25 protein-coding genes are annotated in these 22,114 nt (G+C 68.0%); 23 read left to right on the forward strand and 2 right to left on the reverse strand.

Annotated features, from left to right (window positions below):
- Positions 1–305: 305 nt before the first annotated feature.
- Positions 306–599, forward strand: coding sequence for a DUF1294 domain-containing protein (locus E2E27_RS05280; RefSeq protein ID WP_141457979.1), 294 nt, complete (start codon positions 306–308; stop codon positions 597–599).
- Positions 600–805: 206 nt separating this feature from the next.
- Here E2E27_RS05280 and E2E27_RS18630 read toward each other — a convergent pair whose 3' ends face one another.
- Positions 806–976 carry a hypothetical protein gene (locus E2E27_RS18630; protein WP_181443565.1) on the reverse strand — a complete coding sequence of 57 codons (171 nt, stop codon included), beginning with the start codon at positions 974–976 and terminating at the stop codon, positions 806–808.
- 197 nt (positions 977–1,173) lie between these two features.
- Here E2E27_RS18630 and argB point away from each other — a divergent pair, with 197 nt between their 5' ends.
- The 18 genes from argB to E2E27_RS05370 all read left to right on the forward strand — a co-directional run bounded on the left by argB (position 1,174) and on the right by E2E27_RS05370 (position 16,062).
- Positions 1,174–2,097, forward strand: a complete 924-nt coding sequence (argB, locus tag E2E27_RS05285; protein WP_141457980.1) for an acetylglutamate kinase — start codon at positions 1,174–1,176, stop codon at positions 2,095–2,097.
- A gap of 114 nt (positions 2,098–2,211) precedes the next feature.
- The gene (locus E2E27_RS05290; RefSeq protein ID WP_141457981.1) at positions 2,212–2,493 is read left to right on the forward strand and encodes a YggT family protein; all 282 of its coding nucleotides are present in this window, start codon (positions 2,212–2,214) and stop codon (positions 2,491–2,493) included.
- Positions 2,493–3,389 carry a bifunctional methylenetetrahydrofolate dehydrogenase/methenyltetrahydrofolate cyclohydrolase FolD gene (gene folD / locus E2E27_RS05295; protein WP_141457982.1) on the forward strand — a complete coding sequence of 299 codons (897 nt, stop codon included), beginning with the start codon at positions 2,493–2,495 and terminating at the stop codon, positions 3,387–3,389. The genes E2E27_RS05290 and folD overlap by 1 nt, the downstream gene beginning before the upstream one ends.
- Positions 3,390–3,406: 17 nt before the next feature.
- Positions 3,407–4,177, forward strand: coding sequence for a Cif family virulence factor (locus tag E2E27_RS05300; RefSeq protein WP_141457983.1), 771 nt, complete (start codon positions 3,407–3,409; stop codon positions 4,175–4,177).
- 43 nt (positions 4,178–4,220) lie between these two features.
- A complete protein-coding gene (locus tag E2E27_RS05305) occupies positions 4,221–4,847 on the forward strand; it encodes a MarC family protein (protein ID WP_141461595.1) in 627 nt (208 codons plus the stop codon).
- Positions 4,848–4,998: 151 nt separating this feature from the next.
- Positions 4,999–5,580, forward strand: coding sequence for a TerD family protein (locus tag E2E27_RS05310; RefSeq protein WP_141457984.1), 582 nt, complete (start codon positions 4,999–5,001; stop codon positions 5,578–5,580).
- A 51-nt stretch (positions 5,581–5,631) separates the two neighbouring features.
- Positions 5,632–6,810 (forward strand): TerD family protein, encoded by a 1,179-nt coding sequence (locus tag E2E27_RS05315; RefSeq protein WP_141457985.1) that lies wholly within the window; start codon positions 5,632–5,634, stop codon positions 6,808–6,810.
- Between the two features lie 44 nt (positions 6,811–6,854).
- A complete protein-coding gene (locus E2E27_RS05320; protein ID WP_141457986.1) occupies positions 6,855–7,910 on the forward strand; it encodes a DUF475 domain-containing protein in 1,056 nt (351 codons plus the stop codon).
- 79 nt (positions 7,911–7,989) lie between these two features.
- Complete coding sequence (locus E2E27_RS05325) at positions 7,990–8,568, forward strand: TerD family protein (RefSeq protein ID WP_141457987.1); 579 nt, start codon at positions 7,990–7,992, stop codon at positions 8,566–8,568.
- Positions 8,569–8,636: 68 nt separating this feature from the next.
- Complete coding sequence (locus E2E27_RS05330) at positions 8,637–9,218, forward strand: TerD family protein (RefSeq protein WP_141457988.1); 582 nt, start codon at positions 8,637–8,639, stop codon at positions 9,216–9,218.
- 11 nt (positions 9,219–9,229) lie between these two features.
- Positions 9,230–10,381 (forward strand): S1C family serine protease, encoded by a 1,152-nt coding sequence (locus E2E27_RS05335; protein WP_141457989.1) that lies wholly within the window; start codon positions 9,230–9,232, stop codon positions 10,379–10,381.
- Entirely contained in the window at positions 10,374–11,516 is a 1,143-nt protein-coding gene (locus tag E2E27_RS05340; protein WP_141457990.1) for a phosphoribosyltransferase domain-containing protein, read from the forward strand. Before E2E27_RS05335 ends, E2E27_RS05340 begins: the two co-directional genes overlap by 8 nt.
- The gene (locus E2E27_RS05345; protein WP_141457991.1) at positions 11,513–12,265 is read left to right on the forward strand and encodes an HAD family hydrolase; all 753 of its coding nucleotides are present in this window, start codon (positions 11,513–11,515) and stop codon (positions 12,263–12,265) included. The genes E2E27_RS05340 and E2E27_RS05345 overlap by 4 nt, the downstream gene beginning before the upstream one ends.
- A complete protein-coding gene (locus E2E27_RS05350) occupies positions 12,265–13,335 on the forward strand; it encodes a cysteine protease StiP domain-containing protein (protein ID WP_141457992.1) in 1,071 nt (356 codons plus the stop codon). Before E2E27_RS05345 ends, E2E27_RS05350 begins: the two co-directional genes overlap by 1 nt.
- Complete coding sequence (locus E2E27_RS05355; protein WP_141457993.1) at positions 13,335–14,249, forward strand: HpcH/HpaI aldolase/citrate lyase family protein; 915 nt, start codon at positions 13,335–13,337, stop codon at positions 14,247–14,249. Before E2E27_RS05350 ends, E2E27_RS05355 begins: the two co-directional genes overlap by 1 nt.
- Before the next feature lie 16 nt (positions 14,250–14,265).
- A complete protein-coding gene (locus E2E27_RS05360; RefSeq protein ID WP_181443566.1) occupies positions 14,266–15,234 on the forward strand; it encodes a toxic anion resistance protein in 969 nt (322 codons plus the stop codon).
- 46 nt (positions 15,235–15,280) lie between these two features.
- Positions 15,281–15,763 carry a hypothetical protein gene (locus E2E27_RS05365; RefSeq protein ID WP_141457995.1) on the forward strand — a complete coding sequence of 161 codons (483 nt, stop codon included), beginning with the start codon at positions 15,281–15,283 and terminating at the stop codon, positions 15,761–15,763.
- On the forward strand, positions 15,760–16,062 hold the full coding sequence (locus tag E2E27_RS05370) for a hypothetical protein (protein ID WP_141457996.1): 303 nt from the start codon (positions 15,760–15,762) through the stop codon (positions 16,060–16,062). The genes E2E27_RS05365 and E2E27_RS05370 overlap by 4 nt, the downstream gene beginning before the upstream one ends.
- A gap of 3 nt (positions 16,063–16,065) precedes the next feature.
- Here E2E27_RS05370 and E2E27_RS05375 read toward each other — a convergent pair whose 3' ends face one another.
- A complete protein-coding gene (locus E2E27_RS05375; RefSeq protein ID WP_234036196.1) occupies positions 16,066–16,353 on the reverse strand; it encodes a YciI family protein in 288 nt (95 codons plus the stop codon).
- A 151-nt stretch (positions 16,354–16,504) separates the two neighbouring features.
- Here E2E27_RS05375 and putA point away from each other — a divergent pair, with 151 nt between their 5' ends.
- The 4 genes from putA to E2E27_RS05395 all read left to right on the forward strand — a co-directional run bounded on the left by putA (position 16,505) and on the right by E2E27_RS05395 (position 22,077).
- The gene (gene putA, locus E2E27_RS05380; protein WP_141457997.1) at positions 16,505–19,639 is read left to right on the forward strand and encodes a bifunctional proline dehydrogenase/L-glutamate gamma-semialdehyde dehydrogenase PutA; all 3,135 of its coding nucleotides are present in this window, start codon (positions 16,505–16,507) and stop codon (positions 19,637–19,639) included.
- Between the two features lie 10 nt (positions 19,640–19,649).
- On the forward strand, positions 19,650–20,354 hold the full coding sequence (locus E2E27_RS05385) for an endonuclease/exonuclease/phosphatase family protein (RefSeq protein WP_502705533.1): 705 nt from the start codon (positions 19,650–19,652) through the stop codon (positions 20,352–20,354).
- A gap of 45 nt (positions 20,355–20,399) precedes the next feature.
- A complete protein-coding gene (locus E2E27_RS05390; protein WP_141457999.1) occupies positions 20,400–20,783 on the forward strand; it encodes a hypothetical protein in 384 nt (127 codons plus the stop codon).
- A gap of 205 nt (positions 20,784–20,988) precedes the next feature.
- Positions 20,989–22,077, forward strand: coding sequence for a histidine kinase dimerization/phosphoacceptor domain -containing protein (locus E2E27_RS05395; protein WP_141458000.1), 1,089 nt, complete (start codon positions 20,989–20,991; stop codon positions 22,075–22,077).
- Positions 22,078–22,114 lie beyond the last annotated feature (37 nt).

Genomic DNA, 22,114 nt, shown 5'->3' on the forward strand with positions numbered 1-22,114 from the left:
CCCCTCCCGCAAGCGGGAGGGGAGTTTCAGCGCCAGCCAGTCCCCCCTACTGTTTGCGGGGAACCGCAGGTGTGGCGCAGCGACAGCAGTCAGGGGTGGGCACCTCCCTTCAACTCACGCAGCCGATCCACCTCCCGCCGGATCGCGCCCACCACACTGCCGCTAACCTCCCCGTCCCGGGTCAAGCCCGGGACGGGGGAGGGGTGCTGGCGTTGCACTGTGCGGCCCCGGCGATCCGCTTTCGCCGGAAGGACAAAAGCGCCGCTGCAACCCTTCCGCAACCTCTCCCGCGCTATGTCGCGCGCATGAAGCCCGCCGATCTCTTCTCCCCCGCCAACATCGCCACCGCCTTGATCGCGATGAACTTTCTCGCCTTCGCCGCCTTCGGCATCGACAAGGCCAAGGCCGAGCGGGGGGCGTGGCGGATTTCGGAGGCGGCTTTGCTCAACCTGGCGTTCTTCGGTGGCACCCCGGGAGCCTATGCGGGCCGCGCGCTGTTCCGGCACAAGACCCGCAAGCAGCCGTTCGTCAGCCACCTCCACACCATCGCCGTGCTCCAGCTGGCCGCACTGGTGGGGCTGGCGGTCTATCTGTGGTGAGGCGGGCGCTTTCCTACTCGCGCCTGTCGGCGTAACACCGCTGCACCGGGCCGCGCACAGCGCTACCCGCCGCCGCCACGCAAGCCTGCGCGCAGGGTACGGATCACAGCCCGCGCGGGGTCGGGAGTTTTGGTCTTAGACAGTGTCTCATGTGTCTCATCGTTCAGCCGCAGTGTTCGCAAGCTGAACGATGCCGCCGCAAACGCTCAACCCTCGCTGTCCTCGCGCGGGGTGGTGCGGCGGTCGGTGCCGGAGCGGCGGTCGCCCTGTCGGCGGTCGGGTCCTTCGAAGGGCACCTGCGCCTTGCGCCGGTCGCCCTGTCGCCGTCCTCCGCCCGAGCGGTCTGCGCGCGTGTCGTCAGTGCTGTCTTCGCCCATGCCCGTTCATCCCTGCGGGCGGGCCCGGCTCTTGCCGATGGCGCGCGCCCGTGTTGCAATGTCAGAAGTGCGACCTGCTCAATGGTTAACATCATAGTCCGTAAATGCCTAATATGAGGTTACCGGCCACCAAGCCGCTTGGCCGCGGGGCGGCAAGACGCTAGGGCGCGCGGGCCACCGCGATGGGTGCGCGCAGGATGACAAGCCCGGTGACCGACAAGCCCAACCACCCCCAAGCCGTCTCGCCCGATCTCTCCAAGGCCGAAGTGCTGATCGAGGCGCTGCCCTATTTCCAGCGCTATGCCGGGCGCACCTTCGTGGTGAAGTACGGCGGCCACGCCATGGGCGACCCCGAGGCCGCGCGCGACTTTGCCGAGGATATCGTGCTGCTGAAGGCGGTCGGCATCAACCCGGTGGTGGTCCACGGCGGGGGCCCGCAGATCGGCCAGATGCTCAAGCGGCTGGGGGTGGAGAGCACCTTCGTCGACGGGCTGCGCGTCACTGACGAGGCTACCGCGAAGGTCGCCGAGATGGTGCTCTCGGGCGCGATCAACAAGGAGCTGGTGAGCTGGATCGCGGCCGCCGGGGGCAAGGCGATCGGCATCTCGGGGAAGGACGGCGGGCTCGTCACCGCGAAGAAGGTAAGCCGCACCACCCGCGATCCCGACAGCCAGATCGAGCAGGTGGTGGACTTGGGCTTCGTGGGCGAGCCGGCGATGGTGGACACCACGGTGATCGACACGATGGTGGCCGCAGGGATGATCCCGGTGATCGCCCCGATCGCGCCGGGCGGGGACGGGGCGACCTACAATATCAACGCCGACACCATGGCGGGCGCGATCGCAGCGGCGCTGGGCGCGGCGCGGCTGTTCCTGCTGACCGACGTGGCGGGCGTGCTCGATGCGAACGGCGAATTGCTGAGCGACCTCACCCCCGCCGACATCGGCCGCTTGCGCGAAGACGGCGTGATCCGCGGCGGGATGGTGCCCAAGCTCGAAACCTGCGTCGCCGCGGTGCAATCGGGCTGCGAGGCGGCGGTGGTGCTCGATGGCCGGGTGGGCCACGCGATGCTGCTCGAATTCTTCACCGCCCGCGGCGCGGGCACGCTGGTGCGCGCCTGACCGGGAACTCGGCTATGGCGCGAGGCGTATTAACAGGCTAATACGCCCGCCAAGGGACAAGACCGGGCGCGCGCTGCACAGGCCCGCGCGCTCACACAGTGGAAACGGATCGCAATGACTGACTCACTTTTCCAGATACTCGCGATGCTGATCAGCACCGCCAACATGCTGCTGATCATCTGGTTCATCATCGGGCTGCTGTTCGCCTTCAACGTGGTGAGCCCGCGCAACCAGTTCGCCTATGCGGTGCACGATGCGCTGAGCCGGCTGTTCGAGCCGGTGCTGCGCCCGATCCGCAAGGTGATGCCCGATACCGGCGCGATCGACTTTTCGCCGATGGTGTTCCTGCTGATCCTCAACGCGATCGGCTACATCCTGCAAGGCGCGATGACCTGATGGCAGAGGCAGCGGTGATCGACGGCAAGGCCTTTGCCGCATCCTTGCGCGCCCGCATCGGCACGCTGGCGGCGGATTTCGTGCAGGCGACCGGGCGCAGGCCCGGCCTTGCGGTGGTGCTGGTGGGCGAGGACCCGGCCAGCCAGGTCTATGTCGGCGCCAAGGCGCGCGCCTGCGAGGAAGCCGGGATCGCCAGTTTCGAACACCGCCTGCCCGCCGAAACCAGCGAGGCCGAACTGCTGGTGCTGGTCGAGCGGCTCAACCGTGACCCCGAGGTTGACGGGATCCTGGTGCAGATGCCGCTCCCGAACGGGCTCGACGAACAGGCGGTGATCGCCGCGATCAGCCCGGACAAGGATGTCGACGGGTTCCACGTCATCAACGCCGGGCGGTTGAGCGTCGGGCAGGCGGGCTTCGTGCCCTGCACGCCGCTCGGCTGCCTGATGCTGCTCAAGGATCGTCACGGCGACCTCAGCGGGCTGGAGGCGGTGGTGATCGGCCGCTCCAACATCGTCGGCAAGCCGATGGCGCAGCTGCTGACCGATGCCAACGCCACCGTCACCATCGCGCACAGTCGCACGAAGAATCTGCCCGAGGTCGTCCGCCGCGCCGATATCGTTGTCGCTGCCGTGGGCCGTCCGGAGATGGTGCGCGGCGACTGGATCAAGCCGGGGGCAACCGTGATCGACGTCGGCATTAACCGCCTGCCGCCCACCGAGGACAAGCCCAAGGGGCGGCTGGTGGGCGATGTCGCCTATGCCGAGGCGCGCGAGATCGCGGGCGCGATCACGCCGGTGCCGGGCGGGGTCGGGCCGATGACGATTGCGGTGCTGCTCAGGAACACGCTGGTCGCGGCCCATGCCCATGCCGGGCTGGCCGCGCCCGAGGGGCTGTAATCCGAACGGAGGTTGCGATGCGCCGGTTTGTTGCTGTTCTTGCCATCACCGGACTTCTCGCCGCCTGCGCCGGGCAGGGCGGGACGCCCAAGCCGAACAAGCGGCAGCTGGCGATGATCGACCGCGCGCTCGCCACCGCGCCGGGGGCCGCGCAGCCGAGCACCATCGTCGCCGCCGAAATCGCCTTTTCCCGCGCCGCGCGCGAGCGCGGGCAGTGGACCGCCTTCCGCCTCTTCGCCGCGCCCGGTGCGCTGCTGCATGGCAAGAACGGCCCCTTCGAAATTCTGCCTTGGCTCGACACCCAGAAAGACCCGCCCGAGGCGGTGCAATGGGAGCCGCGCGCGGTGGTGATGAGCTGCGACGGGGCGGTCGCGGTCAGCCAGGGGCGCTACCGCGATCCCGAGGGCAAGGTCGGCAACTTCGTCACCGTGTGGGAGCGGCAGGCGGACGGCGAATATCGCTATGTCTTCGATGTTGGCGGCGACGACGTGCCGCAGCCGCCGCCGAAAAAGCCGGTCGAGGACGGCAATATCGTCGTCACCGCGCTCGATCTGGTGGAGGGGCTGGTCGCCACCTGTCCGCGCGGCGGGCCGGGTAGCGCCCCGCCGCCGCCCGCGATCCCGATGGGCGAAGACGGCAAGGCCGATGCCAGGCTCTCGAAAGACGGCACGCTGCGCTGGCGCTGGGAACAGCGCGCCGACGGCACGCGCTATATCGCCGCCGATTACCTCTATCAGGGCCGCTGGTTGACGGGCATCGAACAAAGCCTTGTGCCGACCGGCGATTGATGGGAGGGGCGCGCAAGCCTCCGCTGCAAGCGATACGATGGTGCTGACCGAACTCTTCCTTTCCGCTTTCGTCACCCTGTTCGTGGTGATCGACCCGCCGGGGTGCGCGCCGATCTATGCCGGGCTGACCAAGGGTGCGACCGCCGCGCAGGCCCGCACGATGGCGCTGCGGGCGACCTTCATCGCCGCGATCATTCTGCTCATTTTCGCGCTGTTCGGGCAGGAATTGCTGGGCGCGCTGCATATCGAGCTTGATTCCTTCCGCATCGCGGGCGGGCTGATGCTGTTCTTCATCGCCTTCGACATGGTGTTCGAGAAGCGCACCCAGCGGCGCGAGGAGCGCGCCGAGAAGATCGCCGCCACCCCCGAGGTCGAGGATGTCTCGGTCTTCCCGATGGCGATGCCGATGCTCGCCGGGCCGGGCGCGATCGCGGCGGTGATGCTGCTGATGAACGAGGCCGAGGGGTGGCCCGAGATGCTTGAGGTGCTCGCCGCGCTCGCTCTGGTGCTGGCGATCACGGCGGCCGCGCTGGTCGCGGCGGGGCCGCTGATCCGGCTCTTGGGCGACAAGGTCGAAGCGGTCATCACGCGCCTGCTCGGCGTGCTGCTGGCCGCGCTTGCGGCGCAATATGTGATCGACGGGCTGAAGGGCAGCTTCGCGCTCGCCTAGACCCTGCTGCAACCGACCGCGCGCTTAATCAAAACGTAACGATAACAGCCGTAAACGCCCTGCAACCCCCATGGTCGCAGGGTTGACACCCCTCTGGCCTTCGGGGATATCCCGAAATGGGACATTTGTCGCGGTCGCGCGAGGGGGATCAGTGGGAGTTTCGCTTCAGAAAAGCCAGTCGGTGAGCCTCGCCAAGGAGGCGCCGCACGGGCTTTCGCAGATCACCCTAGGGGTGGGCTGGGATGTTGCCAAGGGGGGCTTTTTCGGCGGGCTGTTCGGCGGGGGCGGAGACATCGATCTCGACGCCTCGTGTCTCACCTTCGATGCGAACAAGACCGTGCTCGAAGCCGTCTGGTTCGGCAAGCTCACCAACGCTGCAGGCACGATCCGCCACAGCGGCGACAACCTGACGGGCGAGGGCGAAGGCGATGACGAGAGCATCGCGATCAAGCTCGACCAGCTTGACGGCAAGGTCGAATATATCGTCCTTACCGTGAACAGCTTTCGCGGGCAGACCTTCGACAAGGTCGCCAATGCCTTTGGCCGCGTGGTCGACAACAAGAGCGGGCGCGAACTTGCCCGGTTCGACATTTCCGAAAGCGGCCCGCATACCGGCCTGATCCTCGCCACCCTGTCGCGCAGCGGCGGGCAGTGGGATTTCAAGGCGATCGGTGAGCGCACCGGCGGCCGCACCGTCCACGATCTCGCCCCGGCAGCGCGCGCTGTCATCTGACCCTGCGCGCCCGGCGCGCCAACCGCTTCAACTTGCCCGGAGAATTCTCGCATGCAGCTGCAACGTGGCGAAAAACGTGCCCTCGCCGATCTGGGGATCGCCCCGCAATGCACCGTCACGGTCGATTTCGGCATGGCCGGGATCGACATCGCCGCCTTCGGGCTGGAGCCCGGGCAGAAGATCGGCGACGATCGCTATGTCGTGCTGTTCTCCAACCCGCGCTCGCCCGGCGGCGAGGTGGTGATGACGGCGGCGGGCAATTCCGCCACTTTCACCGTCGATCTGGCGGCCCTGCCCGCGAATATCGACCGGATCGTCTTCACCGCCACGCATGACAGCCGCGCGGTGGGCGAATCCCGCCCGCTGACCGTCACCATCGATGGCGGCAAGGCGAGCTTCGATGCGGCTGCCGCGCTCACCAACGAAAAAGCGGTGATGCTGGCCGAGCTCTATCGCCATTCCTCGGGCTGGAAGCTGGGCACGATCGCAGCAGGCTTTGCCGGTGGTCTGGCGGCGCTGATCGGGCATTTCGGCGGCGAAGTCGCCGAAGCCGCCCCGCCGCCGCCGCCTCCGCCTCCGCCCCCGGCACCGCCTCCCCCGCCTCCGCCGCCGCCCGCTGCGCCGGTGAGCCTCAAGAAGATCAGCCTCGACAAGGGCAATTCCTCGGTCAGCCTCAAGAAGCAGGGCAGCAGCTTCGGGGAGATCGTGCTCAACCTCAACTGGACCGCGCGCACCCAGAAGAAGGGCTTCTTCGGCGGGACGCAGCAGCTCGACCTCGATCTCGGCGTGATCTTCGAACTGGCCGACGGCATGGGTGCAGGCTGCATTCAGGCGCTGGGCCGCAGCTTCGGTTCCTACCACCAGCCGCCCTTCATCGAGCTGTCGGGCGACGACCGCACCGGCGCAGTCGCGGCGGGCGAGACGATCCGCGTCAACGGGCAGTATTTCGACTATATCCGCCGCATCGGCGTTTTCGCGCTAATCTATGAAGGCGCGCCCAACTGGGCGGAGACCGATGGCGTGGTGCGCCTCAACATTCCGGGCCAGCCCGAAATCGAAGTCCGCATGGACGAGACGGGCAGCCGCGAGCGCCTGTGCGGGATCGCGGTGATCGACAATGTCGGCGGCGAATTGAAGATGAGCCGGCTGATGCGCTTCTACCAGAGCCAGAAGCCGTTCTCCGAGGACATCGGCATCTATCTTCAGTGGCAGCGCGGCAGTAAGGATTAAGCATCATAACCGCCGCGCGACGCGGCCAAGGGGATAATAACGGGATGTTCAAGCATTTTGGGGGCTCATTGCTGTTCACCCTCGCCGGGCTGCTGCTCGGCGCGTGGTATGGCTGGGAGCTGTATGGCACGGTCGACGGCATGCTCGGGATCGTGTGGATCTGCGCGGTGCTGGCGGTGCTGGAAGTGTCGCTGTCCTTCGACAACGCGGCGGTCAACGCCTCGGTGCTGAAGGACATGTCGCCGGTCTGGCAGCAGCGCTTCCTCACCTGGGGGATCGCGATTGCCGTGTTCGGGATGCGGATCGTCTTCCCACTGGTGATCGTGATGGTCGCAGCCTCGCTGGGCCCGGTCGAGGCGCTGAACCTCGCCCTGACCGAACCGGTGCGCTATCAGGAAATTGTCGAGGGCGCGCATATCGGCTTGATGGGCTTTGGCGGCGCCTTCCTCGGGATGGTCGGCCTCAACTACTTCTTCGATAGCGACAAGGAAGTGGACTGGATCGCCGCGATCGAGCGTCCGCTTGCCAAGGTCGCCGATATCGAGGCGGTGTCGATCGGGCTGGTGCTCGCCGCCACCTGGGGCGTTTCGACCGTGCTCGCCGACGCCGACTCGCTGACCTTCATCACCGCCGCGATTGCGGGCCTGCTGACCTATCTGGCGGTCGAGATCGTCAACCACGTGCTCGAACCGCCCACGCCCAGCACCGGCGATGTCGCCAAGGCGGGCTTTGGGGCGTTCCTGTACCTCGAAGTGCTCGATGCGAGCTTCTCCTTCGACGGGGTGATCGGGGCCTTCGCGCTCACCAACAACCTCATCATCATCGCCATCGGCCTCGGCATCGGTGCGATGTTCGTGCGTTCGATGACCATCTTCCTCGTCAAGAAGGGGACGATGAGCGAGTATCGCTACCTCGAACACGGGGCCTTCTATGCGATCCTCGCGCTGGCGGCGATCATGTACCTCAACACCTTCGTCCACATCTCCGAAGTCATTACCGGCCTGATCGGCGCGGTGCTGATCGGGCTCGCCTTCTGGTCCTCTGTGCGCTGGAACAGGGCCAACCCCGATGGCGACGGGGCGGACGAAGCGCTCGCCTGACGCGGCGTTGCAACACGAATGACGGATGGTCGCCGGAACGGGTCCGGCGACCGCCAGAACAAGGAAAGGAAGACGAAGAATGGCTATTTCGCTGTCAAAGGGTGGCAATGTCAGCCTGTCGAAGGAAGCCCCGGGGCTTGACCGCATCATGGTCGGCCTCGGCTGGGACGTGCGCGCGACCGACGGGCAGGATTTCGACCTCGATGCCTCGGCGTTTCTGTGCAACGCGGGCGGCAAGGTCCGCAGCGACATGGATTTCTGCTTCTACAACAACAAGAACGTCGCCAGCGGCGCGGTGATCCATCAGGGCGACAACCGCACCGGCGAGGGCGACGGCGATGACGAGCAGATCGAAATCACCCTGTCCAAGCTCCCCGCCGATGTCGACAAGGTCGCGGTGGTGGTGACCATCCACGAAGGCGACAAAAACGGCCAGACCTTCGGCCAGGTGTCGAACGCCTTCATTCGTCTGGTGGACGCCAACAACAACAACGAAGTCGTGCGCTACGACCTGTCGGAAGACGCCTCGGTCGAAACCGCGATGATCCTCGGCGAAGTCTATCGCCACGGGGCGGAATGGAAGTTCCGCGCGGTGGGTCAGGGCTTCAAGGGCGGCCTCGGCCCGCTCGCCGGGCACTTCGGCGTCAACGTCGGCTAATCGGCTGCGCGCGCGGTTCCGGCACGGGCCGGGGCCGCGCGCCGCGCTGTCACAAGGAACAGACACAGATGGCGGTTTCGCTCAAGAAGGGCGGCAATGTCTCGCTCTCCAAGGAGGCTCCGGGGCTCAATGCAGTCACGGTCGGGCTGGGCTGGGACGTGCGGCGCACCGACGGCGCGGCCTTCGATCTCGACGCTTCGGCCTTCGTGCTGGGCGCGAACGACAAGGTGCTGTCGGACGCGCATTTCATCTTCTACAACAACAAGATCTCGCCCGATGGCGCGGTGATCTACGGCGGCGACAACCGCACCGGCGAGGGTGACGGCGACGACGAGACGATCATCGTCGATTTCGGCAAGCTCACCCCGGAGGCCAAGAAGGTCGTGGTGGCGGTGACGATCCACGAAGGCGAGATGAAGGGCCAGAACTTCGGCTCGGTCCAGAACGCCTTCGCGCGCGTCACCAACAAGGCCGACGGGCGCGAACTCGCGCGTTACGACCTGTCGGAAGACGCTTCGATGAATGTCGCGATGATCTTCGTCGAGCTCTACCGCGGCAATGAAGGCGACATCAAGGTCAAGGCGATCGGCGAAGGCTGGCGCAGCGGGCTCGAAGGGCTGGCGAGCGCGATGGGCGTCAACGTCGGCTGAACCGCGCCGCGATGCAGTCTGCTCTCCCCGGACAGCGCCTGGCGATCACGCCCAAGGCCGATTGCCGCATCCACCTGCGCGGGGGCGAGGGGCAGCGCGTTGCGGTCGCCGCCATGAGCCAGAGCGCCGGCGGGCGGGTGCTCGCCTTCGACCGGGTCGATCCGCAGCAGTGGTTCATGCAGGGCATGGCCGAGCTGGAAGGCGATTTCGAGATCGTCGCCTATGTGATGGACGATCGCCACGGCGGCTTCGTCAACGCGGCCTATCCGATCGAATTTACGGTCGATGGCACCACCCACCAGATGCCGCAACCGACCGAGCAGCTCGCCGCGGTTATCCTCGCCGAGGTCTATACCCGCAATGGCGAGCGGCGGATGAAGCTGACGAACGAGGGCTTCACCTTCGGGATCGACGCCTATGTCCGCGCGCGCAATCTCGCCGGAGTGCAGGTGCCGTTCCGCAACACGCCGGACGTGCCGCCGCCCGGAAATGGCCCGATCCCGCATCCCGATGGGCGTGGGTCTTCGCGGCCCAAGCCTGCACCGGGGCAGTTGCTCGGGTCGGGCAGCGGGGTGCTGATCGCGCCCGACATCATCGTCACCAATGCCCATGTGATCGAGGACGGCCAGCGCTTCGAAGTCGGCCCTGCGCGCGATGTCGCGGTGACGCTGGCGGTCGACGTGCAGCACGATCTCGCGCTGCTGCGCTGCCAGACGCGCGGCGAACCGCTGCCGATCCGCATCGGATCGCCGCTGTTTCTGGGCGAGGATATCATGGCGGCGGGCTTCCCGCTGATCGACGTGCTGGGGGCCGATCTCAAGGTCACCACCGGCAATGTCTCGGGTCTCACCGGGGGCGGGGGCGACGTATCGCGCTTTCAATTCAGCGCGCCGATCGGATCGGGTTCCTCGGGCGGGGCGATCATCGACGAGTTCGGCAATCTCGTCGGCGTGACCTCGGCCAGCCTCGCGCATGACAATATGCGCCATCGCGGGTCGATCTCCGAGAACGTCAATTTCGGCATCCGCGCCGCGCTGGTCTATGAAATGGCGGCGGCGGCGGGTGCGGAGTTGCCGCCGCTGGCGGTCTCGACCGACAATCTGCGCCGCAACGTGGTGGCGCGCGCGCGCAATGCGGTGGTTCCCATCATCGTCCATGCCTGAGGATGCGCCGGGCCGGGTCAAGGTCGATCTGCCGACCGGCACGCTGGTGCTGCACGATGTCGCGCCGGAGCGGGTCGCCGACCTGTGCCAGTTCGCCGCGCGGGCCAATCCCAAGCGCGGTTTCCTGATCGTCTCCACGGTGCTGGGGCGGCACCTGCCCACGCCGCCCGAGGCTCTGCGCGCCGCCGCCGATGCGCTCGCGGCACAGCTGCCCGAACGCCTGCCCGAGCCGGTGCTGTTCTGCGGCATGGCCGAGACTGCGACCGGGCTGGCGCAGGCCGTCTGGGCGGCATGGCGCGCGCGGCATCCGAAGGCCGGGAGCGCCTATGTCCAGTCGAGCCGCCAGACGGTCGAAGGCGCGCGCGTGCTGTGCCGCTTCGAGGAAGACCACAGCCACGCCGCCAGCCACATGGTGCAGGTCAGCGCCGAGATCGAGCCCATGCTCGCCGCCGCGCGCAGTCTCGTCATCGTCGACGACGAATGCAGCACCGGCGCGACCTTTGTCGAGGCGGCCGAGGCGCTGGTGGCGGTGCTCCCAAGAATCGAACGGGTCGCCTGCGCCAGCCTTACCGATTGGAGCGCAGGGGGCTTCCTCGCCCGGATGCCGCGCCCCGCCAGCACCCATTCGCTGATCGCCGGGACGCTGGAATGGACGCCGGGGGAAGGGCAGGCCGCCGCCACGCTCGCCCCCACCGCCAACCGCCACGGCACCGCGCCCGCCAGCGGAATGCGCAGCCGCACCGGACTGCTCGCGCCCGAGGCTGCCACCCGCGCTCCCGTCACCGCCGCTCCGGGTGAGCGGGTGCTGGTGCTCGGCGACGGCGAACACGCCTACGAGGCACTGCGCATCGCCGAGGAGATCGCCGCGCAGGGCGGCGTGCCCGCGCTCCAGTCGATCACCCGCACCCCGGCCATGCTCGGCCATGCGATGCGCAGCGTCACCACGCTCGCGGACGCCTATGGCTCGGGCGCGACGTGCCATGTCTACAACCTCGTCGCGCACGACCCGGCGCGCATCGTGATCGCCGCCGAGATCGCGGGCGGGCAGGCCGATGCCCTGCGCGGTTGGCTCGCGGACGCGGGCAGCGACGCGGTGGTGGAGCTGGCGCTGTGCCGCTATGGCGAGGCCCCGTGACCGCGCTTCCCCCCCTGATTCTCGCCGACCTCGACGACAGCCTGTTCCAGACCCGCGGCAAGTGCGGCGACTGGCCGGAGGAGCGCCTGCGCCCGATGAGCCGCCTCGTCGATGGCGCGCCCAGCGGCTATGCCACCCCGCCGCAGCAGGGGTTGCTCGCATGGCTGGCGCATGGCGAAGTGGTGCCCGTCACCGCCCGGAGCCGCGCGGTGCTGGCGCGGGTCGATATCGCGCAGGCCCCGGCGATCTGCGCCAATGGCGGCTGCATCCTCACCGCCGAGGGCACGCCCGATCCGGTCTGGCACGCGCGGCTCGAAGCGCTCGCGGCGGCGGGTACGCCCCCGGCGGCGCTCTATCCGCAGCTCACCCAGGCGCTCGACGCTGCCGCCTTCCGCCACTGGATCGTGAGCGAGGAGGGCCTCGACCTCTATATCGTCATCAAGAGCAATCTGGGCGACGTCCCGGCGCTGGAGCAGCTGGCGGAGCGCCTGCAAGCGCAGCTCCCCCAAGGCTGGCGCATCCACGCCAATGGCAACAACCTCGCCTTCCTGCCGCCTTGGCTGAGCAAGCGCGCGGCGGTGCGCTACTGGCTCGACGCCGTGCGCCGCGACACGCCCGAGCGGCTGGTGGTGGGGATCGGGGATTCGTGGTCGGACGCGGGCTTTCTCGACCTTACGGACGTGGCGATGATCCCGACGCAAGCCCAGCTGTGGCAGCACATTGCGCGCGGGCACGACTGGATCGACTGATGGCGTTCCACGGCTCCTACGCGCCCGAGGATGTGACCTTCCTGCTCAAGCCCGCTGCGGTCGCACTGACGGGCGTGGCGGAGAAGGAGGCGCTGATCCAGTCGGGCGCGCGGCACTATTCGGAAATGCTCTCGGAAGAGCGCCTGCCGGATGAGCGCTATCTCGCGCTCTACCGCGCGGCGCTGGCGCGCAATGGCGGGCGTTTGAGAGCCGATGTCGAGACGCTGGCCGATGCCATCGCAGCGCGGCCGGAGACTGCGCGTAGTTGCACCATCATCTCGCTCGCCCGCGCGGGCACGCCCATCGGCGTGCTGCTGCGCCGTGCGCTCGTCCGGCGCGGGCTGGACGTGGCGCATTACTCCATCAGCATCATCCGCGGGCGCGGGATCGACCGTGTGGCGCTCGCCCACATCGCCGCAACGCGCGGCACGGCTGATGCGGTGTTCGTCGACGGGTGGACCGGCAAGGGCGCGATCACCGGGGAGCTTGAAGCGAGCCTCGCCGATGGCGCGACGGGCTTTGCGCCCTTCCTTGCGGTGATCGCCGATCCGGCGGGCTGCGCCAGTCTGGCGGCGACGGCCGAGGATTATCTGATCCCTTCCGGCATCCTCGGCGCGATCGTATCGGGACTGGTCAGCCGCTCGGTGCTGTCGGACGATCTCGTCGGGCCGGGAGACTTCCACGCCTGCCGCCACCTCACCGAACACGCCGCCGCGGACCAGTCGCGCGCCTTTGTCGATGCGGTCGAGGCCGCGCCCTTGCCGCAGCAGACCTTCCCCGGCTGGAGCCCCTCGGGCGCACGCGAAAGCCGTATCGCCTGCACCGCGCTGGTGGAAGGGCTGATGGCCGAATGCGCCGTTCCCGACGTCAACCGCATCAAGCCCGGCATCGCCGAGGCGACCCGCGCGGTGCTGCGCCGGGTGCCGCACGCGGTTTTCGTGCGCGACCGGGACGATGCGGAGGTCGCACACCTGCTGCATCTCGCCGATCGAAGCGGCGTGGAAGTGCATCAGCGGGAACTCGGAAACTACCGGGCCGTAACCCTGATAGCCAAGGCTGGAGACGTTTGATGACCAAAGCCGTCGATCTGGGGGCCACGCTCTACATCCCGGTGCAGCACCCGCGCCTGCCCGAACTGCTCGCCGGGGCCAATCCCGATCTGCGCTCGGTGGTGATCTGTCTGGAGGATTCGCTGCACGAGGCGGACGTCGGCGCCGCGCAGGAGGTGTTCACCGCGATCCTCAGGATGCTTGATGCGGTGCCGCCGCAGCTGATCGTCTATACCCGCCCGCGCAGCCCTGAGATGCTGAGCTGGATGCAGGCGCAGCCGGGGATCGCGCGGCTGGCGGGCTTCGTGCTGCCCAAGATCACCACCGCGAACCTCGCCGACTGGCTGGCGCGGCTGGAGGGCACGGGCCACGGCATCATGCCCACCATCGAGAGCGCCGAAGCCTTCGACCGCGCGGCGCTCATCCGGTTGGCGGGCGCGCTGGGACCGCTGGGCGCGCAGGTCCATGCGGTCAGAATCGGCGGGAACGACATCCTCAACCTGCTCGGCGTGCGCCGCTCGCGGGAGCGCACCGCCTATGACGGGCCGCTCGGCCTCGCCATCGCCACGATGGCAAGCGTGTTCCTGCCCGAGGGGCTGGCGCTCTCCGCCCCGGTGTTCGAGCATTATGCGCAGACCGATCTGCTGCGCGAGGAAGTCGCGCGTGACATCGAGCATGGCCTCCTCACCAAGACCGCGATCCACCCCTCGCAGGTGGCGATCATCCACGCGGCACTGCGCCCGCTCGCCAGCGAGGTCGAGGATGCGCGCGCGATTCTGGCGCGCGAGGCGCGGGCGGTGTTCGGGCAGGGGGGCAGCATGTGCGAGCCGACCACCCATGCGCGCTGGGCCGCAGGCGTGCTCGACCGCGCGGGCGTGCATGGCGTCGCCGGGGACGCGCCGGGCTTTCCGCAAGCCCCCACTCGGGTCGCCTGACCCCGCCCTGCCGGCCGTGCCCGTCCCCGCCATTTCCAAGCGCCGTCATGCCGAACTGGCCGGGCAGGCGCTCAAATATGTCGCCGAACTGGCGCAGATCGAGCCGCTGAGCCCGGCCTTCGACCACAAGCTCGAAGCCATCCAAACGCTCGGCAGCGATGCCATCGCCGCGCTCGGCGCGCGCCATGCGGGGAGCCTCGCGCACGTCGCGCCGCCGCCGACCGAGGGCATCGCCGCCGCCATCGCCGCGCTGCGCCGCATGGCCGAAAGCCTCGAACCGCTGCGGCAGGGCAATCTGGTGGAGGGCGGCAAGCGTTTCGGGCTGTTCGCCGCCCGGCCCGACCCGGCGGCCTATTTCCGCCGCTACCGCGCCGCGCAGGGCGACATCGAGGACGCGCTCGCCCGCCTCACCCGCGAACGCGACGGGCTGCTGCGCGCCAATGTCGCGCTCGAGGTGGAGCGTGCGAGCCTCGCCACGCCGCTCACTGCCCTGAGCGAACAGGCGCTGTTTGCCGAGGAAGTCGCGCTTACGCTCGAAGCGCGGGCCGATGCGATGGCGACGCGCGAACCGCTGCACGCGCAGCGGCTGCGCTCCGATGCGCTCCACGCGGTGCGCAGCCGCCAGCGCGACATCGCCGAAGCCCGCGCGCTCGCGCAGCAGGCGGTCGCGGTGCGCGAGGTTGTCAGCGACAGCAACCGGCGGCTGGTTGCAGGAATCGAACAGGCGACCGAGACCATGGTGCTGGTGCTGCGCACCGCCATCGCCGCCGCCCGCCTGATCGCGCGGCAGGAACTGGTGCTCGACGAGATCGCCAGCCTCAACCGCGCGGCGAGCAACCTCATCGCCAGCGACGCGCCTGTCTGCGCCGAGGCGGATGCCGCCGCCTTGCAGGAGGCTTTCGTGCGTCTTTCCCATGCGCTCGACCAGCTCGATCAGGAACGCGCGGCGATCACCACCCTTTCCCCTCGCGGCAAGCCCGTCTAAGACATCGCCGTCAGCCCCTCGCCGGGCCTTGGAGACAATCGCGACCGTGGGTCTGTTCGAAACGCTCAGGAAGATGTTCGCCGCGCCCGATGTGGAGCCCGCGCTGCCGCCGCGCGCTGCGTCGGCCCCGGCGGCCCCCGCGCGTCCGGCCTTCGACTACGGCGACGCGCGCATCCCCACCGGTGCGCGCGAGAAGATCGCCGGGGTTCTCGCCAGCCTCGACGCGGTCGAGACGATGATGGACCGCGAACAGGTGCAGGCCGTCAGCCGCACCGAGATCGAACTGATGCGCGGCGAACACCTGCCCAAGCTGGTCAAGAGCTACATCGACATCCCCCCCGCCCACCGCGCCGAGATCTTCCGCACCACCGGCAAATCGGCGAGCTTCATCCTCGAGGAAAGCCTCGATGCGATGCAGGGCCGGATCGACGAGATCGCGCGCAATCTCGCGCAGCACGATCTCGATGCCTTCGCCAGCAACGCGGCCTTCATCAGCCGTCGTTACCGCGACAATGATCCGTTTCGGTGAGGCAGGCGAACACCCTCGCCGTGGCCGGGCGCGTGGCGGCGCTGGCACTGGGGCTGATGCTGGCGGGGATATTGTTCCTGCTGATCCTGATGGGCGACTGCTGGGCCGCGTCAGACACGCCCGAGGCGACCCGCACATGCGAAATCGAGAAGAGCAGCGATCTGATCATGTTCATGGTCCTCGCTGGTACCGGCTGGATCGCAGGACTGGTGCTGGCCTTGCGCGGGCTGCCCTTCGCGCGGCGTCTGGCGCTGCTGAGCGGTCCTGTGGCCTTCGTCGCAGTCGGCGTGCTGGTCTAGGCCCTAAGCCCAGTCGCCCAGCAGCGGCGTGAATTCGTCCACCCGGATCAGCTGCCACACCCCGCCGGTGAGGTAGGGATCGTCCGCCAGCAGCGCGCGGGCGGCGGCTTCGTCCTCGGCCTTGACGATCAGCAGCGAGCCGATGATCAACCCGTCGGCGCGCTTCAACGGGCCGACGATCACGAAATGCTCGGCATTGGCGTGGATGAATTCGAGATGCGCGGGCCGATGGATTGCGCGCAGCCGTCCGCCGTCTTCGCCGTCGCGGCAGTGAAAGCAGAACATCCGCATCCGTGTGGCCCCCATAAACTCGGGCGAAGGCTACCCGCAAGGCGGGGCCGGGGCAAGGGAGCCCAGGCGGTTGCAAAGACTGCGCTTGAAGCGCAGCCTTGCGGGGTTCAGAGCGCCGCCAATCCCCCCGAATCGTTTCAGGTAACACTCTATGGCCGACCATTCCGCCCCCTTCACCATCGACCGCACGACGCTGCGGCGCGCCTATCGTCAGGACGAGGAGGCCTGCATTGCCGAGCGGCTGGAGCAGGCCGCACCCGCGGCGCGGGTGCATGATGCGGCGGCGGGTCTCGCGATCGACCTGATCGAGGGCGCGCGCGCCAAGAAGGCCAGCGGTATTGACGCCTTCCTGCAGCAATATGGCCTCGATACCGAGGAAGGCATCGCGCTGATGTGCCTTGCCGAAGCCCTGCTGCGCGTGCCCGATGCCGCCACCGCCGACGCGCTGATCCGCGACAAGATCGGCAGCATCGAGTGGGGCGAGCATCTCGGCGAAAGCTCCTCCACCTTCGTCAACGCGGCGACCTTCTCGCTGATGCTGACCGGCGAAGTGCTCGACCCGCCCGAGGCGCGTCAGCGCGGGATGGGCGGGGTGCTGAAGCGCGCGATCAATCGGCTGGGCGAACCGGTGATCCGCACCGCGACCGCGCAGGCGATGAAGATCCTCGGCGGCCAGTTCGTCTTCGGCCGCACCATCGAGGAAGCGCTGAAGCGCGCCGCGCCCGAACGCGCGCGGGGGATCACGCACAGCTTCGACATGCTCGGCGAAGCGGCGATGACCTTCGCAGATGCCGAGAAATACCGGCAGGCCTATGAAGGCGCGCTCACCCGGCTGGCGCGCGAAGCGGGGGCGGGGGTCGTCGGGTCTCCGGGGATTTCGGTCAAGCTGTCGGCGCTGCATCCGAAATATACCGTCTTCCACGCGGAGAAGGCGCGCGCGGACATGGTGCCGGTGGTCAAGGCGCTGGCGCTGAAGGCGCGCGATGCCGACATTCACTTCACCATCGACGCGGAGGAAGCCGAACGTCTCGAACTCAGCCTCGACATCATCGAGGAACTGGTCGCCGACGACGAACTGTTCCAGCGCCCCGACGGCAGCCGCTGGGAGGGCTTCGGCCTCGCCATTCAGGCCTATCAGAAGCGCGGAGTGGCGGTGTGCGACTGGGCGGGCAAGCTGGCCCGGCGGCACGGACGCAAACTGTTCGTGCGGCTGGTCAAGGGCGCCTATTGGGACAGCGAGATCAAGCTCAGCCAGGTGGGCGGATATTCGGACTACCCGGTCTTCACCCGCAAGGTGGCGACCGATGTGTCATACCTCGCCTGCGCCGCGCGGCTGTTCGAACACGTCGACGTGATCCACGCCGCCTTCGCCACGCACAACGCCTATACGATCGGCGCGATCAAGAGCATGAGCGAGGGCAAGCCGTTCGAATTCCAGCGCCTGCACGGCATGGGCGAGGAAGTTTACGAGGCGCTTCACGCGATCGAGGGCAACCGCAAGACGCCGGTGCGGATCTATGCGCCGGTGGGCGGGCACAAGGAATTGCTCGCCTATCTGGTGCGGCGCCTGCTCGAAAACGGGGCCAACACCAGCTTCGTCAACCGCATGGGCGATGCCGATATTCCGGCCACGGAACTGGTCGGCGATCCGGTGGCCGAGCTTGCCGCGATGAACCCGCGCCGCAATCCCGCGATTCCGCTGCCGAAGGACATCTTTGGTGCGCGCCGCAACAGCGCCGGGATCGACCTCAGCGATCCTCTTGTCCGCGAGCCGCTGATGGCGCGGCTGGCCGCGCTCGAGAGCAAGCCCTGGCGCGCCGAGCCGACCTTCCTCGCCAGCACCGCCGGGGAAATCGCCCCGATCACCATGCCGCATGACCTGTCCGTCGTGATTGGTGTGCGCCGCGATGCGACTGCCGAGGAAGTGGACGCCGCCTTCAACCGCGCCGCGCAGATCCAGCCCGGCTGGGATGCGCTGGGCGGTGAAAAGCGCGCGCTGCTGCTGGAGGAAGCCGCCGACCTGTTCGAGGCGCATACCGACGATTTCCTCAGCCTGTGCCAGCGCGAGGCGGGCAAGACCCTGCTCGACGCGGTGCTCGAACTGCGTGAGGCGGTGGACTTCCTGCGCTTCTACGCGGCCGAGGCGCGGCGCCAGTTTGCCGCGCCGATGATCCTGCCGGGGCCGACGGGGGAGGAGAACTCGCTCTCGCTCCACGGGCGCGGCGTCTTCGCCACGATCAGCCCGTGGAACTTCCCGCTGGCGATCTTCACCGGCATGGCAAGCGCGGCGCTCGCCGCGGGCAATGCGGTGATTGCCAAGCCCGCCGAACAGACCCCGCTGATCGCCGCGCTGGCGGTGAAGTTGTGCCACGAGGCGGGCATCCCGCCCGAGGCGCTGCAACTGCTCCCCGGCGCCGGGCCGGTCGGCCAGATGATCACCGCTCACCCCAGGCTGGCGGGCGTCGCCTTTACCGGGTCGACCGAGACCGCGCAGGCGATCAACCGCACGCTCGCCGGGCGCGACGGGCCGATTGCAACGCTGATCGCCGAAACCGGCGGGCAGAACGCGATGATCGTCGACAGTTCGGCCCTGCCCGAACAGGTCGTGCGCGACGTGCTGGCAAGCAGCTTCCAGAGCGCGGGACAGCGCTGCTCGGCGCTCAGGGTGCTCTACCTTCAGGACGATATCGCCGATGCCATGCTCGAGATGATCCGCGGCGGGTTCGAAGCGCTGAATATCGGCGATCCGGCGGATTTCGCCACCGATGTCGGCCCAGTGATCGACCCCGATGCGCAGGCGCGGCTCGAACGCCATGTCGCGCGCTGCATCGCCTCCGAACGCCCCGTCACCCGCCTGCCGCTGCCGCCGGGGCTGGAGAAGGGCTGCTTCGTCGCGCCCACCATCGTCGAGATCGGCGGGATCGGCGATCTGTCGCGCGAGCATTTCGGCCCCGTCCTCCACGTCGCGCGCTTTAAGGCGAGCGAGCTGGGGCAGGTGGTCGAGGACATCAACGCCAGCGGCTATGGCCTCACGCTGGGCCTGCACAGCCGCATCGCCGAAACGCGGCGCTTCGTGCAGGCGCGTGCCAGAGTGGGCAATTTTTACGTCAACCGTAACCAGATCGGTGCGGTGGTGGAAAGCCAGCCCTTCGGCGGGGAGGGGCTTTCGGGCACCGGGCCCAAGGCGGGCGGGCCGCATTACCTTGCGCGCTTTGCCACCGAGCGGGTGATGACGATCGACACCACCGCCGCAGGGGGCAATGCGAGCCTGCTGGCGGCAGGCTGAGGGACGCGCGGTGCCGGACATCTTCAAGGTCGCCAGCTACAACATCCACAAGGGTGTCGGCACCGACCGCAGGCGCGATCCGGCGCGAATCCTCGGCGTGCTCAATGAGGTGGATGCGGACATCGTCTGCCTGCAGGAAGCCGATCTGCGCTTCGGCACGCGCGAAGCGGTGCTGCCGCGCTTCCTGATCGAGAGTCACACCGATTACATCCCCGTCCCGCTCGACGTGCAGCACGATTCGATGGGGTGGCACGGCAACGCGATTCTGGTGCGGCAGGGCATCAAAGTGGAGAGCCACGACATCATCCACATCCCCTGCCTCGAACCGCGCGGGGTCGTGACCGCGCGGGTGCGGATCGGGGAGGTGGGCCTGTCGGTGTTCGGGATGCATCTCGACCTGTCGGGCCTGTGGCGCGCGCGGCAGGCGAAGACCATCGCCGCGCTGGGCGATGCGGCGCGCGGGGCGGGGCCGACGGTGCTGATGGGCGATCTCAACGAATGGCGCGCCTCGGCGGGGTGTTTTCGCGAGTTCGGGCGGCATTTCGCGCTACTCGATCCCGGCCCGAGCTTCCCCAGCCGCCGGCCGCTGGGACGGCTCGACCGCATCCTGCATTGCGACCGGCTGCGGGTGACGGATTGCGGCGTCCACCGCAGCGCGGCGGCGACGATCGCCTCCGATCACCTGCCGGTTTGGGCGCAGTTCATGCTGGCGTAATCGGCGAGGGCGGATGGTCATGCATCCGGGTGGAGGAGAGAGGTGATGCACTATACAAGGCTTGGCGCATGGTTCGCTGCCGCCGCCCTGCTGACCGCCGCCGCGCAGGCGCAGGTTCCGGTGGTGCGCGCCACCCCCACGCCGCAGCCGCCTCAGGCCGACGCGACCTACGGCTTGCCGGGCGCGGTCAACGAGCGGGCTCTGCGCGCGCGCACCAACCTGCTCGCGCTGCTCGAAGGTCGCCTCTCGACCGCCGATCTTTCGGCCCAGGAGCTTCAGGACATCGTCGATTTCCAGCGCATGGTGCGCGGCGAGCAGCCGATCGACAACCGCACGCCCCAGCAGCAATGCATCGACGAGGAAGTGCGCCGCAACGACGGCCGCCCGACGCAGCTGGCGTGGGAGGTGATCCGGCTGAAGTGTCGATAGCGGGGCGACCTACGGGCGCGGCGGGACGAAACGCAAAGGGGCCAGAGATCGGCCCGCTGCAAGACAGCGCGGTGGCGGGGCCTCGGTATAGCAAGGCGATTGTTCTCATGGATATGGTGGGATAAATGATGCCCGGGTGCATCCCGCCGTGCTCGCGGCACACGCACGAACCCTCCTCTTCCGCTCGAGCCTGACGAGACATTGCATGAAGCCCGCTCTTCACCCTGACGAGACCGACCGCCTTCGCGAATTGCATCGTTATGGCATTCTCGACACCGAGCGCGAACGCGAGTTCGACGAGCTTGTCGAGATCGCATCGGTGATTTGCGATGCGCCCGTTTCCGTCGTCAATTTCATCGACGAGGGAAGGCAGTGGTTCAAGGCAGAGGTGGGGCTCGGCGTAAGGTCGACGCCGCTCGAAACGAGCCTGTGCGGACATGTCATCCTGCAAGGTGATTTCGTCGAAATTCCCGATACGCTGGAAGATGCCCGGATGGCGGACAATCCGCTATGCACCAGCGACCCGGGATTTCGCTTCTACGCAGGCGCAGTGCTGAAGGGGGGCAATGGCCTGCCGCTCGGCACCTTGTGCATCCTCGATCACAAGCCTCGCACACTGACGGACCATCAGCGCAAGGTGCTGCGCGTGCTGTCACGGCACATCATGCGCGAACTCGACCTGCGGCTCGCTCTCGAGCAGGAACAGACGCTGCGCCGCGAAGTCGACCACCGGATGAAGAATTCTCTCGCATCGGTTGGCGCGCTGCTTTCCATGAAGGCGATGCGGGAAAAAGACGCGGCTGTCCGCCATGCGCTCGAAGATGCGAGCAACCTCGTGCGGTCGATCTCGTCGCTCCACGCCGAACTTCACGAGATCGGGGGGAACGAGCAGGTCAACCTGCGGTCGCTGTTCGGCCGTATCGAGGCCGATCTGAGCAAGCTGCTTCCCGATGGCGTCACGCTCAGGATCACTGTCGGTGACGATGCGGTTACGCCCAAACTTGCCAATGCGCTTGTCCTCATCGTCAACGAATTCGTTTCGAATTCGATCAAGCATGCTTTCGGCACCGGCAGCGGGTCGATCAGGATTGCCATCGCCGGGGGCGGCAAGGGTTGGACGATCCTGTGCCGGGATGATGGAAGCGCGACCGAGCAGGACGCCCAGCGTGCGGCTGCCGGCTCGGGCCTCGGCACGCAGGTTATCCAGTCGCTCGCCAGTTCGATGGGGACTACGGCTTTCTGGCGCGCCGATGGCAGCGGGATGGAGCTCGAAATCGGCTTTACCGACGGCTAGGCGATCTGCGCGGGCTGATCGCCAGAAGCCAAAGAGG

The organism is Porphyrobacter sp. YT40, from assembly GCF_006542605.1.
GTDB lineage: Bacteria > Pseudomonadota > Alphaproteobacteria > Sphingomonadales > Sphingomonadaceae > Erythrobacter.

Bases quoted from the DNA above. Each gene is read 5' to 3' on its own strand.
- putA (WP_141457997.1), top strand. From the start codon at position 16,505: ATGGCCGACCATTCCGCCCCCTTCACCATCGACCGCACGACGCTGCGG.
- E2E27_RS05375 (WP_234036196.1), bottom strand. From the start codon at position 16,353: ATGCGGATGTTCTGCTTTCACTGCCGCGACGGCGAAGACGGCGGACGG.
- E2E27_RS05300 (WP_141457983.1), top strand. From the start codon at position 3,407: ATGCGCCGGTTTGTTGCTGTTCTTGCCATCACCGGACTTCTCGCCGCC.
- folD (WP_141457982.1), top strand. From the start codon at position 2,493: ATGGCAGAGGCAGCGGTGATCGACGGCAAGGCCTTTGCCGCATCCTTG.
- E2E27_RS05280 (WP_141457979.1), top strand. From the start codon at position 306: ATGAAGCCCGCCGATCTCTTCTCCCCCGCCAACATCGCCACCGCCTTG.
- E2E27_RS18630 (WP_181443565.1), bottom strand. From the start codon at position 976: ATGGGCGAAGACAGCACTGACGACACGCGCGCAGACCGCTCGGGCGGA.
- E2E27_RS05395 (WP_141458000.1), top strand. From the start codon at position 20,989: ATGAAGCCCGCTCTTCACCCTGACGAGACCGACCGCCTTCGCGAATTG.
- E2E27_RS05325 (WP_141457987.1), top strand. From the start codon at position 7,990: ATGGCTATTTCGCTGTCAAAGGGTGGCAATGTCAGCCTGTCGAAGGAA.
- E2E27_RS05355 (WP_141457993.1), top strand. From the start codon at position 13,335: ATGACCAAAGCCGTCGATCTGGGGGCCACGCTCTACATCCCGGTGCAG.
- E2E27_RS05335 (WP_141457989.1), top strand. From the start codon at position 9,230: ATGCAGTCTGCTCTCCCCGGACAGCGCCTGGCGATCACGCCCAAGGCC.
- argB (WP_141457980.1), top strand. From the start codon at position 1,174: ATGACAAGCCCGGTGACCGACAAGCCCAACCACCCCCAAGCCGTCTCG.
- E2E27_RS05315 (WP_141457985.1), top strand. From the start codon at position 5,632: ATGCAGCTGCAACGTGGCGAAAAACGTGCCCTCGCCGATCTGGGGATC.
- E2E27_RS05330 (WP_141457988.1), top strand. From the start codon at position 8,637: ATGGCGGTTTCGCTCAAGAAGGGCGGCAATGTCTCGCTCTCCAAGGAG.
- E2E27_RS05350 (WP_141457992.1), top strand. From the start codon at position 12,265: ATGGCGTTCCACGGCTCCTACGCGCCCGAGGATGTGACCTTCCTGCTC.
- E2E27_RS05320 (WP_141457986.1), top strand. From the start codon at position 6,855: ATGTTCAAGCATTTTGGGGGCTCATTGCTGTTCACCCTCGCCGGGCTG.
- E2E27_RS05390 (WP_141457999.1), top strand. From the start codon at position 20,400: ATGCACTATACAAGGCTTGGCGCATGGTTCGCTGCCGCCGCCCTGCTG.
- E2E27_RS05290 (WP_141457981.1), top strand. From the start codon at position 2,212: ATGACTGACTCACTTTTCCAGATACTCGCGATGCTGATCAGCACCGCC.
- E2E27_RS05340 (WP_141457990.1), top strand. From the start codon at position 10,374: ATGCCTGAGGATGCGCCGGGCCGGGTCAAGGTCGATCTGCCGACCGGC.